20 protein-coding genes and 3 pseudogenes are annotated in these 16,610 nt (G+C 28.9%); 19 read left to right on the top strand and 4 right to left on the bottom strand.

Annotated features, from left to right (window positions below):
* The first annotated feature begins 272 nt into the window (after positions 1–272).
* The gene (locus RH99_RS19465) at positions 273–1,010 is read left to right on the top strand and encodes a cupredoxin domain-containing protein (RefSeq protein ID WP_202802430.1); all 738 of its coding nucleotides are present in this window, start codon (positions 273–275) and stop codon (positions 1,008–1,010) included.
* Between the two features lie 58 nt (positions 1,011–1,068).
* Positions 1,069–1,287: an SHOCT domain-containing protein gene (locus tag RH99_RS02830; protein ID WP_010233683.1), complete on the top strand. Its 219-nt coding sequence runs from the start codon at positions 1,069–1,071 to the stop codon at positions 1,285–1,287.
* Positions 1,288–1,505: 218 nt separating this feature from the next.
* On the opposite strand, the pseudogene RH99_RS02825 reads toward RH99_RS02830, so the two are convergent.
* A pseudogene (locus RH99_RS02825) lies at positions 1,506–2,861 on the bottom strand (urease accessory protein UreH domain-containing protein); the annotation flags it as partial.
* Positions 2,862–3,232: 371 nt separating this feature from the next.
* Here RH99_RS02825 and RH99_RS20010 point away from each other — a divergent pair.
* The 17 genes and pseudogenes from RH99_RS20010 (at position 3,233) to RH99_RS02760 (ending at position 13,598) form a co-directional block, all read left to right on the top strand.
* Positions 3,233–3,912: pseudogene (locus RH99_RS20010) on the top strand (YetF domain-containing protein).
* Between the two features lie 16 nt (positions 3,913–3,928).
* Positions 3,929–4,651, top strand: a complete 723-nt coding sequence (locus tag RH99_RS02810) for a YetF domain-containing protein (protein ID WP_010233679.1) — start codon at positions 3,929–3,931, stop codon at positions 4,649–4,651.
* A gap of 24 nt (positions 4,652–4,675) precedes the next feature.
* Positions 4,676–4,876 carry a hypothetical protein gene (locus RH99_RS02805; protein ID WP_010233678.1) on the top strand — a complete coding sequence of 67 codons (201 nt, stop codon included), beginning with the start codon at positions 4,676–4,678 and terminating at the stop codon, positions 4,874–4,876.
* A 16-nt stretch (positions 4,877–4,892) separates the two neighbouring features.
* On the top strand, positions 4,893–5,090 hold the full coding sequence (locus RH99_RS02800; protein WP_010233677.1) for a DUF2383 domain-containing protein: 198 nt from the start codon (positions 4,893–4,895) through the stop codon (positions 5,088–5,090).
* A gap of 75 nt (positions 5,091–5,165) precedes the next feature.
* Positions 5,166–5,696 (top strand): ferritin-like domain-containing protein, encoded by a 531-nt coding sequence (locus RH99_RS02795; RefSeq protein WP_010233676.1) that lies wholly within the window; start codon positions 5,166–5,168, stop codon positions 5,694–5,696.
* Between the two features lie 1,042 nt (positions 5,697–6,738).
* On the top strand, positions 6,739–7,287 hold the full coding sequence (locus tag RH99_RS02790; RefSeq protein WP_010233675.1) for a phosphatase PAP2 family protein: 549 nt from the start codon (positions 6,739–6,741) through the stop codon (positions 7,285–7,287).
* A gap of 258 nt (positions 7,288–7,545) precedes the next feature.
* Positions 7,546–7,881: a phosphatase PAP2 family protein gene (locus RH99_RS20090; RefSeq protein WP_306301447.1), complete on the top strand. Its 336-nt coding sequence runs from the start codon at positions 7,546–7,548 to the stop codon at positions 7,879–7,881.
* A gap of 16 nt (positions 7,882–7,897) precedes the next feature.
* Positions 7,898–8,479, top strand: a pseudogene (locus tag RH99_RS02780) (phosphatase PAP2 family protein).
* Positions 8,480–8,543: 64 nt separating this feature from the next.
* On the top strand, positions 8,544–9,833 hold the full coding sequence (locus RH99_RS02775; protein ID WP_010233672.1) for a VTT domain-containing protein: 1,290 nt from the start codon (positions 8,544–8,546) through the stop codon (positions 9,831–9,833).
* A gap of 264 nt (positions 9,834–10,097) precedes the next feature.
* Entirely contained in the window at positions 10,098–10,358 is a 261-nt protein-coding gene (locus RH99_RS18220; RefSeq protein ID WP_158511925.1) for a hypothetical protein, read from the top strand.
* 6 nt (positions 10,359–10,364) lie between these two features.
* Positions 10,365–10,634, top strand: coding sequence for an ABC transporter permease (locus RH99_RS18215; RefSeq protein WP_026038375.1), 270 nt, complete (start codon positions 10,365–10,367; stop codon positions 10,632–10,634).
* Positions 10,635–10,653: 19 nt separating this feature from the next.
* On the top strand, positions 10,654–10,800 hold the full coding sequence (locus RH99_RS19125; RefSeq protein WP_158511924.1) for a hypothetical protein: 147 nt from the start codon (positions 10,654–10,656) through the stop codon (positions 10,798–10,800).
* Between the two features lie 38 nt (positions 10,801–10,838).
* The gene (locus RH99_RS18210) at positions 10,839–11,096 is read left to right on the top strand and encodes a hypothetical protein (protein ID WP_138990572.1); all 258 of its coding nucleotides are present in this window, start codon (positions 10,839–10,841) and stop codon (positions 11,094–11,096) included.
* 542 nt (positions 11,097–11,638) lie between these two features.
* Positions 11,639–11,773 carry a hypothetical protein gene (locus RH99_RS19865; protein ID WP_279373139.1) on the top strand — a complete coding sequence of 45 codons (135 nt, stop codon included), beginning with the start codon at positions 11,639–11,641 and terminating at the stop codon, positions 11,771–11,773.
* The gene (locus tag RH99_RS18860) at positions 11,773–11,976 is read left to right on the top strand and encodes a death-on-curing protein (RefSeq protein WP_010233670.1); all 204 of its coding nucleotides are present in this window, start codon (positions 11,773–11,775) and stop codon (positions 11,974–11,976) included. Before RH99_RS19865 ends, RH99_RS18860 begins: the two co-directional genes overlap by 1 nt.
* A gap of 31 nt (positions 11,977–12,007) precedes the next feature.
* On the top strand, positions 12,008–12,196 hold the full coding sequence (locus RH99_RS18200) for a hypothetical protein (RefSeq protein WP_010233669.1): 189 nt from the start codon (positions 12,008–12,010) through the stop codon (positions 12,194–12,196).
* A gap of 406 nt (positions 12,197–12,602) precedes the next feature.
* Complete coding sequence (locus tag RH99_RS02760; RefSeq protein WP_010233668.1) at positions 12,603–13,598, top strand: tyrosine recombinase XerC; 996 nt, start codon at positions 12,603–12,605, stop codon at positions 13,596–13,598.
* Positions 13,599–13,801: 203 nt separating this feature from the next.
* Here RH99_RS02760 and RH99_RS02755 read toward each other — a convergent pair whose 3' ends face one another.
* From RH99_RS02755 to lpdA, 3 genes are all read right to left on the bottom strand, one after another.
* A complete protein-coding gene (locus tag RH99_RS02755) occupies positions 13,802–14,212 on the bottom strand; it encodes a hypothetical protein (protein WP_010233667.1) in 411 nt (136 codons plus the stop codon).
* 219 nt (positions 14,213–14,431) lie between these two features.
* Positions 14,432–15,007 (bottom strand): GDSL-type esterase/lipase family protein, encoded by a 576-nt coding sequence (locus RH99_RS02750; RefSeq protein ID WP_010233666.1) that lies wholly within the window; start codon positions 15,005–15,007, stop codon positions 14,432–14,434.
* Between the two features lie 206 nt (positions 15,008–15,213).
* Positions 15,214–16,605: a dihydrolipoyl dehydrogenase gene (lpdA, locus tag RH99_RS02745; RefSeq protein ID WP_010233665.1), complete on the bottom strand. Its 1,392-nt coding sequence runs from the start codon at positions 16,603–16,605 to the stop codon at positions 15,214–15,216.
* Positions 16,606–16,610 lie beyond the last annotated feature (5 nt).

The raw sequence follows: 16,610 nt of genomic DNA, 5'->3' as shown, positions 1-16,610 counted from the left end.
ATGTGGGGAATAAATGAAGTAATGTCCGTAATTAGCTCTGTATTGTCTTTGGGCTTTACTGGAGCATTAATTATTGAGTATATTTTTTATATTTTAGTTAGTTGTTTTAATACTATTTGATCTTTGGCTTATGATTTACTTATAATCATAGGCATATTTACGTATAAACATAATTTTAAAATATTTTTCTGTCCATAATTCCACCATAATTGTCTTTTATACTAAATTTATAAACATGAAATAAGTTTTACTAAAAATTATGCGTATATAAAATGAAAGGACAAGGTGATATTATGAGAAGAGCAAAGCTTGGTTGGAGCTTAGTATTAACTATTTCAATTGTCTCCCTCATAGGTTACGGTATTTGGAGTTTTAACTTTGTTAAAAATAATTCAATTTCTGCATTTCATTACAATAATACAGGTGAAATAAACAATTCCACTATCACTTCTACTAGTGATGAAAATATCAAAGATTATAAAAATTTTGAAGGTATGATGAGTGGATATGGTATGATGGGCGGAAATGGAACAACTGCTTTATCTTATTTAAATGAAGATACTGCAAATAAACTAATGGAAAATTCTTTAAAAGGTGCAACTGTAGATAAAAAAAATAATACTATTACTTTTTCAGGAAAAGATATAACTATTGTAATGTTTGGTGGTCCTGAAACAGCAGATGGAAAATTTGTCATTGGTGGTTTAATTAATCCTACTATTCAAGTTCCTAAGTCTGCAACGATTTCTTTAGAAATGGTTAATGAAGATGAAGGAATGCCTCATGGAGTAGAAATCACGAATGCTGCTCCGCCTTACGCCTATATGCCTATGATGCAAGGCGGTATATATGATAATTCTTTTGTTTCACCACTGCCTGCAGCTTCAAATGATAATTATCCTGCGGCAGTTACTGCCTTTACTACTGACGCAAATGGAACATTTCATTACATTTGCCAATACCTAGGTCATGCATCAAAAGGTATGTATGGAAAATTTATTATTAAATAATTTATTATTAAATAATTTATTATTAAATAATTTATTATAATAGAAGGAGAATATTATTATGATGTATTATGGATTTGGTTATGGAGGGATGTTTATGATGTTAGTACCTATAATTCTTATTGCTATTATTGTTTACGCTATTATTAAATTAAAAGATCATCCAAGTCATGGTGATAATAATAACAGGGCTTTAGATATTTTAAATGAACGTTATGCCAGAGGAGAGATTAATGAGGAAGAATATAAACAAAAGAAAAATACAATTATGAGAAGATAAAGTTAACTCTTCTAAGACTTCAATCACCTATGTTCTTAAAAAGATATAGGTGCTTTTTAAAACACTATAAAATTTATCACCACAAATATTCTATCTTGTTCAGGTTAAGACAACCTATTTATAGAATTACCAGTGGTTAATTTAACCATATAAGTAGTCTTTTCTTATCTTTAGTTGGCAGCAGGTTCTGTAGTTGTCCTACCCAAGTTGTAATCAGGCATTTCACTAGATGGAGCTGATATTGAAGGATCAGGTTTTGAGGTATCTACAGTGGAAATATTATTAACTACTTTAATTACACCTCGAATCATACCCATTCCACAGCTGAAGCTTATATCTTTATCCTCTGGTGTAAATTCAATTACATTTTCACCAGGCTGTAAACTCTTTTGAATGTTTAAGGAAGGTATAATAATTTGTCCGTTGCAGGAATTTAATGATTTACCGTCGATTATCCATTTTACAGGCATATTTTTTTCAACATATAGATCATTTGGAGTATATCCTTCATTATCTGCAGTCATTCTAATTACCTGAACACCATTTTCTATAGTTAGCTTAGCACCTGATGAAGATGATACTTTATTACCGGATAAACTAGTGGTTAATATAGCTGCAGTTGGTATGTTTACACCAGCTAAGGTAAGTCCCCTGGTTCCCATTAGAATACCTAGAACTACAACTAGGGTTCCACTAAATTTTAGTAGAGTTTTTGTATACCTCTTGCTTATTAAGCCTGATAATGCACCAAAGGTTAACATTAGAGGTATTGTACCAAGGGAAAATATAAACATAGATAGTGCACCATTAAAAGCACTTCCGGTTCCTAAAGCATATAGTTGCATTGTCTGAAGTGGTCCGCAGGGCATGAGTCCATTGAGAATACCAACTATAAAAGGTGTGTTATGCTTTTTCTTAACTGAACAAGTAGACCATGGAAGCCTTAAATTAAGCTTTCTAAAAAAATCATAACCACTCATATTAAGCCCCATTATTATCATGAATATGCCAGCAAATATTTGAAGTGTCGCTTTCATGGATATAGATAGAGAAAGTACTGAACCTAGAGCACCGACTACTCCACCAATTATTGTATAGGATAAAACTCTTCCGGCATTGTATAAAATAGTAGGCTTAATTGAATCAAATTTACTTTTGATATCTTTATTTATACTTTGCGATAGCATTATTCCTCCACACATACCAACGCAATGTATTGATGTAAGTATTCCCACCATGAATAGAACAAAATATGTAGCGCCATTAAATTTAGAGGTCATATCAATTCCACCTGATGAATTTCCAATTAATATAATAGCAGCTGCAATTATAAATATACCAGCTATTTTATAGTTGTTTGAACTTTCTGTACTATAACCAGCTGATTTAATAGCAGTTTTAATTTTCTCAAGATTACAGAGTTCTATATCATATTGTATAGTTAAAGATTGGCCGCTGAAGCTTGCCACAGCATTTTTTACGCCATACAACTTTTTAACTGCTCTTTCTACTCTTAATTCGCAGGATGTACATGTCATGTCGAAGACTTTAATTTTTTCCTTTTTAATACTCAAATTTAAACCTCCTAAAAGTTTTTAATATGATTATTTTGTGTGAGAATAATATTGTATTCAATAAATTTTTATGTTGAAAGTGCCATTAATAGAATAATAAGATTGATTTTCTATTTTTGATAATATAAATCATAATTCAAATTATACAAAAAAGAAGTCAGAAGGCTTTATCTTTAACGTATAAAATATTCTGATAATTAAACACTAAATATGATGCTTTTTTCTCAAATGGTAGGTAATAAATCAAAAACTCATTTATATGCTGATATCATCATTGTTATCATTGCAGTTATTCTTTCAGAACTACTTGAAAAATAATTATCAATAGTAGTAATAATTGGGGAGGTGTCGCTTTGAACTGGAATTCATTTATGGAAGGTAGTAAGAATTTATCCACCTTTGCGCTGGCAATAAGGGCTGTTATTCTTTATATCGCATTAATTATTGCAAATCGTTTGATGGGTCACAGACAAGTAGGAATTTTATCAGGCCACAACTATCTAGTAGCTGCTGGAATTGTGAGTTTGGCTGCTATTAGAATGTTAAACCCAGAATCTTCTCTTACTTCTGGAATAGTAATTATTTTTGTATATGCCTTTGTAAATATTTTTCTGTCTTATTTAGATATAAAATGGCCTAAAGCAATCGACCGAGAACCAACGATCCTTATGAAGGATGGGATAATACTCAGGCAAAATATGCTTGATTGCCATGTAACACTGGATAACTTATTAGGGCAATTAAGACTAAAAGGAGCTCATAATCTATCAGAAATTGATACCATTGTATTGGACCCTATGGAAAAATAAGCGTTATCAAAAAGCCTGAAGCTCTACCACTTACGCGAAAGCAAATGAACTTACCACCTAAAATGACAGCATTACCTACAATTCTTATATATGATGGAGAAATAAAGGAAAAAAATCTTCAAGGGATGGGATTAGATTATAAGTGGATAATGGCAAAATTAAGTGAAAAGGGCATTACCAATCCAAAAGATATATTTTTAGCAATGCTTGAGTCAGACGGAACAGTTTATATAAGTATATAGTAAAGAAGGGATGATAATGGAACTATTAAAAGATATATTTGGACCTGCTGAGAAAATTACTCCCTTTGTATTTTCTTTACGCAGTATCGCAGTTGGATTTTTGCTGTATGTAGAAGGAAAAGTTCTACCACACAGATCTGGCGGACAATTTGCAGGATATGATTTCGCATTTTTCTGGATGATGGGAGGTATTACAGCAGCTTCTTTATTTGACGCTAAAATAAGCTTTATTAACACTGTTGTTATAATTGCTGTTATATACATTCTTCATTATCTTATATCCTACATTGCTGTAAAAAATAGAGCTTTTGCTAGGATTGTAATGGGAGAATCAATACCATTAATTTCGAGAGGAAAAATTCTCCGCTCTAGCATGGCAAAAGCTTTCTTTCCATTAGAACTACTTTTATCTGATATGCGGAGTATAGACTCGCCTAATATTAGTGAAATGGAAGATGCAATTTTGGAAACAAGTGGCCATGTAAGTGTTCTAAAAAAATCTGATTATCAGCCTATAACTCCAAAGGATTTAAATATTGAAACCATGGGTGGTGGTCTTCCAACTCTTCTTATAAATGAGGGAAAGATTATTGAAGAAAACTTAAAAAAATTAGGATATGATGAGAAATGGCTAAAGGATGAATTGCTTAAAAAAGGTATTATAAATATTAAAGACGTTTATGCCGCATTAATTGATTCGAACGGTGAATTATACTATTCTGTGATTACTGAAAAATAATGAATATTAGGAGGTAATGTAAAAATGCTTACTGAACAAGAAATAATGAACAATGCTTTTAAAAAAATGCAATTTCATGAAGAAAGTATGGCTAAAAAATATGCCAACATTTCGGAGCAGATTAATGATCCAAAGCTTAAGCAAATGCTAAAAGGAATGGAGCAAGGTTCACGTAATAACTATAATACATTGTCACAAACCATGCCAAAGTTTTCAATTGTTTAAAGGAGGATAATATTAAATGAATACTATTGACTTTCTACATGATTCTCTAGAAGATGAAATAATGTTGCAGTCTATGTATAATAAGTACATGATGGAGATTAGTAATCCAGAGGTGCGTCAGCTTTTTACCCAATTAAGAGATAGAAAAATGCAAAACGTTTCACAACTTCAGCAAGAAATTAAAATTATGACGGGGCAAGGAAAAACTCAATAAAAACTATGAAAAGTGTAATATAACTTTAAATTCAGCATAAAATGAATTGTATTGATATTTTTATAGGAGGCAAAGATGCCAGGTGATATATCAAAACATACAAAATTCATTGTTAATTTACCTTACCCAAAACCAAGGGTAGAAAGACAAAATGTAGAGTATGCAAATATTCTTCTTCAAGACTACGCAGGAGCAGTTAGCGAATTTACCGCAGTTTCTCTTTATGTGTATCAGCACCTTGTAAGCAAAGGAGAATTTGAAGATTATGCTGAAATTATTGGTGGAATATCTATGGCTGAAATGAAACACTTAGAGCTTATAGGAGAAACAATTAAACTTCTAGGGATAAAACCAATTTATATTAATTCTGTATGTCCTCATGGACAATTATGGACACCATGCTATGTGAATTTTACAATATTTATCAAAAATATGTTGTTAGAAGATATTAAATCAGAAAGAAAAGCTATTGAAAATTATAAATATCATATATCAATAATTAAAGATATATATATAAGAGAACTTCTTGAAAGAATAATTTTAGATGAAGAGCTACATTTAAAATTATTTATGGAGTTATATGAAAAATATAGTACAAGATATTAGTTCTAATAATAAAGTACCCTGCTAACACATTACTATTAGCAGGGTACTTCATAAAATAGATAAGTGAAAAGTTAATTAGTTTCTTATATTTATGTTCTACCAATTATACCCACCATAAAAAGCCAGTCTATTCAACAAATAAGCTAATTAAAATTTTCCCACACTTTTCCCACAAAAGTTTCAGATAACTCTAGTTTTGTTTAGAAAGTATTAGTAAGTAAAGCTAGCAATGCCAACATTTATAGGAAAGTGTAGAAAGATAAAAAACTATTAAAATAAATCTGAAGGCCGGGAGTTCGGGTTACCCTAGGTGCACCAAAGCCTTGATACAAGCTAGTTTACGAATGATGTAAATTTTCTTGTATTTTTATTTTCCCACAAAAGTTATAGAACCATTTAGTTTCTTTTAGAAGAGAATAGTTGATAAATTAGTAAGAACGATAGTTATAGTTAATTTTAGAGATATATAATTCGATAGTGAATAGGCAAAGCAATCGAGGGCCTAATTCACTATAGGTACGTTATTAGTAAGTTTTCTATAGTACATATTAAAGAAAAAATTTTTATGCTGTAATAATATTGAAATTAAAATTATTATAAGTATTGGTGTTGCGTCAATAAATTTCTAATAATTATAAATTACCTCTATTGGCACTGCTTTAATCGATAATAGAATCGAAGATGATATAGAGATTTTAGGTTTACTTAGAAAAAAGACTGTCTCAAAAAATAATATAATTACTATTAAGTAACGAGAGAAGATATAATAACATATTCTCTCGTTTAATTTTTTGACTTTTGCCAACGGATAATATTTCTAATGAATATCTAAGTATTTTTTAATGAAATTTTAATGTTCTAAAGTTAATATATTAAGAGGTTTTTGTGGAGTGTATTATTTTTAGGGGGAGGATACTTCTTTAGAGACATTCCTTTTATAAAACAGCATTTTACTATGTATTAATTGCTTGTATAATAATATCTATTATTCCAGGAATAGTTACATTTATTAAAGAAAAGGGAAATGGAGGTAATAACGAAGATGATGTCATTAATACAGAGCCTTGATAATTCTATTCTATTGTATATAAAGAATAATATGCATGGATATATAATGGATAGAGCTATGGTTATCATAACCTCTTTAGGTAACGGAGGATTCATATGGATTATAGTAGCTGTTTTACTAATGAGTAATAAAAAATATAGAAATATAGGCTTCATGGCTTTAGGAGCGTTAATATTAAGTACAATTTTAGGAGAAGGAATATTAAAACATATAGTTCAGCGTATAAGACCATCAGCAGATATTCCAGCAGTTAATCTTCTGATTTCAAAACCTTTATCGTATTCCTTCCCATCAGGACACACTACTACTTCATTTGCAGTTACAGGAGTATTAGCAAAATATTTTAAAGATTATGCACTTGAGTTTTTCAGTTTAGCATCTTTGATAGCTTTTTCAAGATTGTACTTATATGTTCACTATCCTACAGACGTTTTAGCTGGTATAATTTTAGGATTAATATGCAGTAGAATAACAATTTATATGTTTAGTAGAGTAAGTCAGCATTCCATAGTCTCTATGTAAACAAAAGAGGTGATTATGTGTATTTAAATGTTTGGAGAGAAATAAATATATTTGATAACTATATCTTATTTGTTATTAAGAAGTATGTACAAAATAAATATTTGGATATATTAATGCGTATAATGACAACCATGGGAAACTTAGGGGCTATTTGGATTACTTATAGCTATTGTTTTATTATTAGATAAGCCTCATAGAATAATTGGAGGCATAGTTCTACTGACATTAATTATAAGTACAATCATTGGAGAAGGAATAATGAAGCAATTAGTTAGACGTATAAGACCATGTAACAATGGAAGTGAAATTAAACTTTTGATTGAGAAACCCAGATCTTATTCATTTCCATCAGGACATACGATATCTTCTTTTGCTGTAGCAGAGGTTTTATCAGTATACTTTACCGAGTATAGGTTAATTTTTATAGGTATAGCATTTTTAATAGCTTTATCAAGATTATACTTGTATGTTCATTATCCAACTGATGTTATTGCTGGAATTATATTTGGATTGCTATGTTCAAAGTTGGTCTTTATAATCTTACAAGAAGGATATTTACAGAAATTTATAGTTGCATACAAAAGTATACGATAGAAAGGGTGTTTTAAATATGAATATGGAGATTTTTAAATTAATAAATAATTTAGCAAACAAAAATGTAGCTTTAGATGTAGTGATGATTTTCTTTTCAAAATATGTATAATATATATTTATGGGTATTGTTGCATTAGTATTTATTTTAGGTGTTATTAAGAAAAATGAAGAGTATAGAAAAGTGTCTGTGAACACATTTATTATTACAGTGATTAACTTAATATTAAGTTCTTTAATTGGAGTCGTATATTATGTAGACAGACCTTTTGTGCATAATAAGGTTAACTTGCTTGTTCCACATGTTAAAGATGCATCTTTTCCAAGCGACCATGCTATAGGAACAATGAGTATAGCTTTAGGTTTGGTTGGAATGATAATGACAATACTATCAATAACTGTAGGGTTTTCAAGAGTGTATGTTGGAAATCATTATCCTTCAGATGTTATTGGTGCATATATTATAGTTTTTATTACAAACTATATATATAATTTAGTATTGAAAAATAAAATTGAAGAGTTTTATACAAAAATTGAAAAGTTGTTACTTAGTAGATTGAAGTTTGGTAAGAATACAGGTGAAAATATATTAAATAACTAATGAGATAAACACTCTTCACCCTATAATGAGTTTGTAAAGGGTAGACATTGGAGGGATTTATAAATTGCAGTCTATAACAGGACTTCTCAATCATTACGGATATATAGTTTTGTTAGTTGCATTAATATTAGAATTGATTGCATTTCCACTTCCGGGTGAGGTCCTTATGACCTATTGTGGATTTCTTGTAAATCAACAAAAATTGAATTGGTTTTTAAGTATTATAATTGCATCATCTGGAGCAATTATAGGTGTAACAATATCGTATTTAGTAGGAAAATTGTTAGGTGTTAAGCTTTTTAAGCGATATGGTCATTATATTCATTTAGGTCCAGATAAATTAGATAAGACATCAGTATGGTTTAATAAATATGGCAACAGACTATTATTAATTTCGTATTTCATACCTGGTGTTAGGCATATTACAGGATATTTTTCAGGAACAATGAAAATTTCCTATAAAAAGTTTGCATTAAATTCTTATATAGGAGCTATTTTATGGACTGCAACATTTATTTCATTAGGGAAAGTTTTAGGAACTAATTGGCAAAAATATCATCGTATGATTTCTAAATATTTAATTATAGGTGGTTTGATAATATCTCTAATTATAATTGTTATCTATTTATATAGGAATTATAAGCAACAGATTAATGAGCTTAATATAAGAATACTTGGAAATGCTATAAGAACATTCAATTCTTTTGGTAAGATTAAAGTTGCGATAGCAGGAGTTGCTGTAGCTTTTTTAGGACTTTCTGCTCTTGTAATTGGCGTTACTCAAGATTTTTTAGCTCACGAATTTAACCAATTTGATACCATTGTAACCTATTTAGTAAAAACAATTTTTACAGAGAATTGGCGATATACGATGGGTTTATTTGATAACATAACATCTTTAAAGATGCTAATACCAGTGACCATTTGTGCAATTATATTGATTATGATAAAAGGTATTGATAAATTTCTTGAAATTAGATCTGTGTTTTTAGCAATTGGTGGTGGAGAGGTTTTACAGGCCATATTAAGACTCCTTTTTAGACGTTTAGGACCAGCAGGATTATCACTCATAGGAACTATTAAATATACTTTTCCAAGCAAACAATCTTTAATGGCTATAGTCACATATGGTTTCTTATGTTCCCTTATATTACGACATACAAAAAGAGCTTGGATAAGGACTGCTTCTGTAGTAGTAACTATAATTATTTGCTTTCTTGGGGGCTTGAGTCCTGTATTTCATCAAATAGAATATCCAAGTGATGTTTATGCTGGATACGTTTTTGGTGGGGTATGGCTAACTTTAAATATTGTTTTATTAGAGGTTTATCGCATATTATCTAAAATACAGTAATAATTTTCAAAGTATAAAAAAGGAGATAATTTTGTGGGACAGAAAAGATTAAAGATATATCCATAATTAAAATAGTATAAGTTTATTGCAACTATTGTCTTAATTACAGTATTTGTAAGATGCAATTGATACGCAACATTCTTATATTGTTCATTAACTAAAAAGGCATAACTGCCTTTTTTATTTGCATTTGTATAAGTATAAAACACCATATTATTACATTTACTTTTCAGTACATGACACGAATGCTCCCTCCACCCCTATTTGGCAGACGAAGATAAAAGCAGTTACTCAAAACAATTAATATCTATGATAAAAAATCATAAAGATGATAACAATGAAATTGATGTTGGAGCAGTTATTGAGAAAGACTTTGGAAATGATTTGAAAAATGGTAAGGGTTTAAAGGTAAAACTTATTAAAAATTATGATAATGCTGATGGAAAAAATCTTTCCCAATCAATTTTATCTGAAGGAAATACCATGGAAAAGATTATAGGAGATTCGAAAAAATTGGGGATGTGATGAAAGATGATAATATATATTTCAAAGCGGCTTACCAATAAAATAAATGATAATAACAGTATAACAATTTCAGTAAAAGCTTTAAATTTAGGTGAAAGCACAGAAGATAAAACAACTGTAACTTTAATTGGATTTTTGGTGATGTTTTTATGGATTGTTGTAATACAGGGGTTAAGAACTTTAATAGAAGAAAAAGAAAACAATACCTTTAATCGAATAATAGGAACACCAATAAATTATGTAAAATATTTAATCAGTAAAATATTTAATCAGTAAAATTGCAGCTGCATTTATAATGGGGCTAGTAATGATAGCAGTAATACTTTTAGCAGCAGAATATTTTTTCAAGGTTAGCATATTTAACAATACTTTTCCAATGATGTATATATTTGTAATATATTCATTTGCACTGATTGGAATAGTAATGATATCGTTCTGTTAATAAAAAAACATCAAAGTTTCACTATATTTGAAGCAGTGATGATGGCATTAACTGGAATGCTTGGCGGATGCTTTTTCTCAATAGATGAATTTGCACCAAAATCAATTCAAACTATATCAAAATTTATGCCGGAAAGTTGGGCAATAAAATCTCTTAAAAATGTAATTTTTAATAATTCATCTTTAACATCTCAGATGCAGACTATACTTATAATATTTTGTATTGGGATTATAGGAATCTTAATAACAATAATATTAATTAATAGTGATATTAAGGCCTATTCAACAAATAAATAGACTAGCATCTTTGACTTGCTCTTTGGCTTCGGATGAGTAAAGCTGAAAAAGCTTTTAAAAATAAAAAATGGAGGTTTTAAAATGAGTTCAACATTAATATTGAGAATATTGGAGATAATTTTAGGGATAATATTAAATATATTTATAGGAAATATAAAGATTAAGTATATGTATTGTATGTTATTATGCATAAAACATACAATACCGTATATTAATGCAATAATATGAGAAGATTTTCCGGGAAAACACTTTTATTAATGAATAAATAATGTATAATAGTAAAACTAATAAACGTCACTCATTTTTTATAATTAAGTTAATTTTTAATATGTAATAAGCAGATATAAGTTAGTATACAATGATAGTTTTAAGAAAAAAATATTGTAATTGGTTAAAAGTTCCATTGACATCCTATTTATAGTATAATAAATGGGAGATTGTGTATAACAAGTATCTTGTAAATCTTAGAGGAGCGTGATATGATATGATATGATATGAGTAAGATAAACGATGAGAGTCACAGTGATAAAGGAGAGAACGATATGGAAATAAGAAAAGATACTTCTAATTCTAATAGATCAAAAACTTATAAACAGGCTAAAAATAGTGATGTTCTTGCAAGTATAAAAAAATGTACAAAAAAATATGATAGTGCTTTAAAAAAATTAGCTAAGTAATGGATATAATTACATTAACAAAAGAACAAATATATTTATTTCACGAAGAGGCTCTCAAGGTTTATGGTGGAGAAGCAGGTATAGATGAACTTACAGATGGAAAAATAGAAAGCATATTGGCACAACAATCAGGATATTTTGAATACGATAAATATCCAAGTGTATTTGATAAGGCGTCAATGTTGCTTTGTTTTTTTTGCTAAAGATCATTGTTTTAAGGATGGAAATAAAAGAGTGGCATTATATTCAGTAGTTGTTTTTCTTGATATTAATGGCTATGAAACTACTTTTTATAACGAAGAAATAGAAAAGGTTGTATATAATGCAGCTAAAGATGAATCAAAAAATATTAAAATAGACCAATATATAGAAAAGTTATCTATTTGGATTTCTAAAAAGTGTATAATAAAAATATCTAATTAATTTTAGCTTTTGTTTTAAAGGAGATTGTTTATCATAGGATGCTATCCAGCATCCTATTTATTTTCAGCGGATTTCCAATTGAATTACCAGTAATAAGAGATTTCCTGAAATATATAATTGATAACCATTATCATTTGATTATCATTGGAGCGGAATAGGTGACAATTAGAGGATTTTTTAATAAACATATATAGCAATTTAAAAATCAAATCTGTTGAAATTTTAATCAAATAGAATTTCTAAAATTACATTAGATATGACTAGTAAAAAACTATTTTAATAAAAATTTATTTAAAGCTAATATAAAAATTACTATACAAAAGAAGGAATTTATCCCCCTCGCGTCGAATTATTTATGCGTAAAATAAGAATTTGACGCAGTTGGGTTAATTTTAAGGAGGATTACATGCAATATAATATAAAAAATCTATTTGATAACACTGTACCAAGGCAAGTAAATGACTTTTTAAATTATTTAGGAACTATTCGAGGAAAATCAGAAAATACAATTTATAACTATAAAATTGATCTAACTCTGTTCTTCCGTTTTTTAAAATTATATAAAGGTCAAGTAAACAAGAATGCAGATTTTAATGAAATATTTATTGGAGATATAGATGATGAATTCATTAAAAATATATCACTTTCAGATTTATATGCCTTTATATCTTTTACAGAGAATTTTAGAAATAATAGTAATTATGCTCGTGCAAGAAAAGTTGCTACATTAAAATCATTTTTTAAATATCTATCTTCAAAAGCAAAAATATTAAAGGAAAATCCTACTTTGGAATTGGAATCTCCTAAGATTCATAGTAGAAATCCTATATATTTAAGCTTGGAGCAAAGCAAAGAACTTTTATATGCAGTTAAAGGTGAAAAATATGAGAAAAGAGATTATTGTATATTAATATTATTTTTGAATTGTGGAATGAGACTCTCAGAACTTGTAGGCATAAACATATCAAAAATTAAAAATGATACTCTATCTATAATTGGAAAAGGCAATAAAGAAAGAACTGTATACTTGAATAACATATGTATTAAAGCTATTGAAAATTATATGTCTATACGCAATGAACAATTGGAAAAAGTATCAAGAGAAGATAAAGACGCCCTTTTTTTAAGTAGAAATAATAAAAGAATAAGTAAAAGAACTGTAGAAATTACAGTGAAAAAATATATAAAAAAAGCTAATTTGGATTCCGATAAGTACACTCCTCATAAGTTAAGGCATACTGCTGCTACATTAATGTATAAGTACGGAGATGTGGATATAAGAAGTCTTCAGCAAATTTTAGGACACGAAAGTGTTTCTACTACACAAATATATACTCATGTAGATAATGAAAAATTAAGGGAAGCTGTAAAATCTAACCCTCTTAACGATTTAGATGATTGATAAATTATATTCTCATTTACTTATTAAAATATAAGCAAATGAGAATATAGGAATATTAATATTCTGGAATTATGCGATTATTTCCATCAATATTTTATAATATGCCCCTCATAATTAAATAAAAATAAGAAACTATATATAAAAAATCAAAAACTTTTATACATAGTTTCTTATAAAATTATTTTGTAAATATTTTCTTATTACTATTTTTGCTTTTTAATAACAAAAAATCCTGGATACTTTTCTTCAATAACTTTATTTCTTTCTTCTTCATTATCTAATTCTAGCACTTCTTTTAATCCATCAATATCATCGATTAATTCTATATCAAGCGGTATATCGTCTTTTTCATTTCTTATATAGTCTTCATCATAGTCATTTAGGATTTCTCCATTATTATCTTCATCATTATAATTGTAGCCATTTTCTTCTACTTTTTTTATTTCTTCTGGATCCTCAATAATTTCATCTATTAAAATTGACTTTTTATCATGATCTAAGTCAAGGCATTTACCACAATTATTACAGATTTTATTTTTATCTAAATCGCATATATTACAATCACCGCAATCAGTACATTGAATCGTTGTATTAAAAATACATATTTTATTCATTAAATATTCTATCCTTTCCTATTTAAATTTAAACAGTAAAATTAAATATATCACAAAAATCTTTAATTATCAATGGTTTATTTGAAAAAATAGTATATTGGTGAATAAATTTTATGATTGAATCAATATTAAGATTAGTTGTCATATTATTAATTTACATAATATTTAGTATGTAAATTAATAATAGTTTGCTATAAATTAAAGCTAAAATGGTAATAATTATATTACTATTTTAGCTACCTCTTCTGCTATTTTTTCATGACCAAGTTTGTTTAAGTGTAATCCATCAATATAATATATAGGATCAACTTCTCCATTTTTCTTATAAAATATAGAATTAAAATTTAAAACCTTTATATTATACTCTATAGCAAATTCTTTTATCCAATCCCCTAAATTCTTCAACCTATCATTAATATATTCAGCACCATATTTTGAAACTGGTTTCCACTTTTTTTCTGCCAATGTACTGTGAAGTGGTACAGGTATTAGTATAATAGGCTTTATATTGTAATGCATCATATGAAATAAAATAGTAGCTATATTTGAGATAACCTGTTCTATATGAACACCCCATATAAAGTCATTTGTTCCACACATAATAATAATTTTATCTGGTTTACTTAAAAATACATCTTTATAAATCCTGCTTAAAACCCCTGCAGTAGTATCTCCGCATATTCCCCTATTTATAATATCACAATTAAGCTTCTTATCAAGTATAGATGTCCACCTATCATTTCTTTTAACTCCATATCCATAGGTTAAACTATCTCCAATACAAATTATTTTCATTGCATTGCCTCCAAATAAATATATATAGTAAGTCAAAGATGTGACGGATATTTTGAAGTCTACAAGGAAACGGGTTTCCTATGATAGTAAGCTATCTGATGGTTCTGTTGACGTAGTAGGATTCAAAATAGACTAGCATACTGGCTAGTTATTTATTTGAATATGCCTTAGATAAAATACCCTGGCTAAAAGGCCAGAGTATTTTATCATCTATTCACCATATGAATAGCCTCTTTATTAACAGCTAGAGCAGCTTCTCTCATAGCTTCACCAATAGTAGGATGTGCATGTACTGTACTTACTATTTCTTCCACAGTAGCCTCAAGCCTTATTGCTAGTGCAGCTTCCGTTATAAGATCTGTTGCTCTTGGACCAAAAATATGAACTCCTAATACCTCATCATATTTTTTATCTGTAATAAATTTTATAATACCACCATTTTCACCCATTATAAGAGATTTTCCATTTGCAGCTAATGGGAACTTACCAATTTTATAGTCTATACCTTTTTCCTTAGCCTGTTCCTCTGTTAAACCTACAGAAGCTATCTCCGGTTTAGTATATACGCAAGCTGGAACAGTTTTGTAATCCATCTTCTTATTTTTACCCATTATATTTTCTGCTGCTACAACCCCTTGATCTGAAGCAACATGCGCAAGCATATTTTTACCAGTACAATCTCCTATAGCATATATACCGCGTACATTGGTCTCCATTTTATCATTAACTAAGATGAATCCTCTTTCTGTTTTTATATCATTCTTTTCTGCTTCTAAATTCACGATATTGGAGCGTCTACCTACTGCTACAAGTACCTTTTCTGCCTCTACGCTAAGTTCGCCATTATCACCCGTAAATAAAACCTTTAATCCATCTTTACTTTCTTCAATCTTAGTAACTTTACAATTGTTGTACATATCAATACCTTCACTTACTAACTTTGTCTTAGTAAGTTCTGAAATTTCTCTGTCTACAGGAGGTAAAATGTATGGAAGCATTTCAATAATGGTTACCTTACATCCTAGTGGATTAAATATACTAGCAAATTCTACACCAATTACTCCACCTCCAATAATGACTAAACTCTTAGGATTATTTTCTAGACTTAAAGCTCCCGTGCTATCAATTACTCCTGGTAATTTACTTCCTTCAATAGGAGGTATAAATGGTACTGATCCCGATGCAATTATAGCATTATCAAACTTTATCTTTTCACTTGAGCCATCTTGTTTCGTTATTAACACAGTATCCTTTGCTTTAAATTTGGCAGTTCCTTTAATTACTTTAACTTTATTCACTGCAAGTAAACCTTTAACTCCAGAAACTAGCTTATTTACTACATTACTCTTTCTATTCTGAATTCCTTTCCAATCCACAGTTACTTTTCCGTCAATCTTAATTCCTATCTCTTCTCCTCCTCTTATTTCTTCAAGAAGCTCTGAAGAATGCAATAATACTTTAGTAGGTATACAGCCTACATTTAAACATGTACCACCTAAGGCCTCTTTTTCAACTAAAGTTACATCTGCACCTAATTGTGCTGCACGAATAGCTGCTACATATCCGCCTGGTCCACCACCAATAACTACTAATTTCATTTTCG

Origin of the sequence: Clostridium arbusti SL206, assembly GCF_000246895.1 — a bacterium.
Lineage (GTDB): Bacteria > Bacillota > Clostridia > Clostridiales > Clostridiaceae > Clostridium_I > Clostridium_I arbusti.
Note: the sequence above shows the minus strand (reverse complement) of the source record. Positions and strands in the feature narration are given on the sequence as shown.

What these genes read in the sequence shown, in the direction of transcription:
- RH99_RS19465 (WP_202802430.1), top strand. Translation starts at nt 273, where the DNA reads ATGAAAGGACAAGGTGATATTATGAGAAGAGCAAAGCTTGGTTGGAGC.
- RH99_RS02830 (WP_010233683.1), top strand. Translation starts at nt 1,069, where the DNA reads ATGATGTATTATGGATTTGGTTATGGAGGGATGTTTATGATGTTAGTA.
- RH99_RS02810 (WP_010233679.1), top strand. Translation starts at nt 3,929, where the DNA reads ATGGAACTATTAAAAGATATATTTGGACCTGCTGAGAAAATTACTCCC.
- RH99_RS02805 (WP_010233678.1), top strand. Translation starts at nt 4,676, where the DNA reads ATGCTTACTGAACAAGAAATAATGAACAATGCTTTTAAAAAAATGCAA.
- RH99_RS02800 (WP_010233677.1), top strand. Translation starts at nt 4,893, where the DNA reads ATGAATACTATTGACTTTCTACATGATTCTCTAGAAGATGAAATAATG.
- RH99_RS02795 (WP_010233676.1), top strand. Translation starts at nt 5,166, where the DNA reads ATGCCAGGTGATATATCAAAACATACAAAATTCATTGTTAATTTACCT.
- RH99_RS02790 (WP_010233675.1), top strand. Translation starts at nt 6,739, where the DNA reads ATGATGTCATTAATACAGAGCCTTGATAATTCTATTCTATTGTATATA.
- RH99_RS20090 (WP_306301447.1), top strand. Translation starts at nt 7,546, where the DNA reads ATGAAGCAATTAGTTAGACGTATAAGACCATGTAACAATGGAAGTGAA.
- RH99_RS18215 (WP_026038375.1), top strand. Translation starts at nt 10,365, where the DNA reads ATGATAATATATATTTCAAAGCGGCTTACCAATAAAATAAATGATAAT.
- RH99_RS19125 (WP_158511924.1), top strand. Translation starts at nt 10,654, where the DNA reads ATGGGGCTAGTAATGATAGCAGTAATACTTTTAGCAGCAGAATATTTT.
- RH99_RS18210 (WP_138990572.1), top strand. Translation starts at nt 10,839, where the DNA reads ATGATGGCATTAACTGGAATGCTTGGCGGATGCTTTTTCTCAATAGAT.
- RH99_RS19865 (WP_279373139.1), top strand. Translation starts at nt 11,639, where the DNA reads ATGGAAATAAGAAAAGATACTTCTAATTCTAATAGATCAAAAACTTAT.
- RH99_RS18860 (WP_010233670.1), top strand. Translation starts at nt 11,773, where the DNA reads ATGGATATAATTACATTAACAAAAGAACAAATATATTTATTTCACGAA.
- RH99_RS02760 (WP_010233668.1), top strand. Translation starts at nt 12,603, where the DNA reads ATGCAATATAATATAAAAAATCTATTTGATAACACTGTACCAAGGCAA.
- RH99_RS02755 (WP_010233667.1), bottom strand. Translation starts at nt 14,212, where the DNA reads ATGAATAAAATATGTATTTTTAATACAACGATTCAATGTACTGATTGC.
- RH99_RS02750 (WP_010233666.1), bottom strand. Translation starts at nt 15,007, where the DNA reads ATGAAAATAATTTGTATTGGAGATAGTTTAACCTATGGATATGGAGTT.
- lpdA (WP_010233665.1), bottom strand. Translation starts at nt 16,605, where the DNA reads ATGAAATTAGTAGTTATTGGTGGTGGACCAGGCGGATATGTAGCAGCT.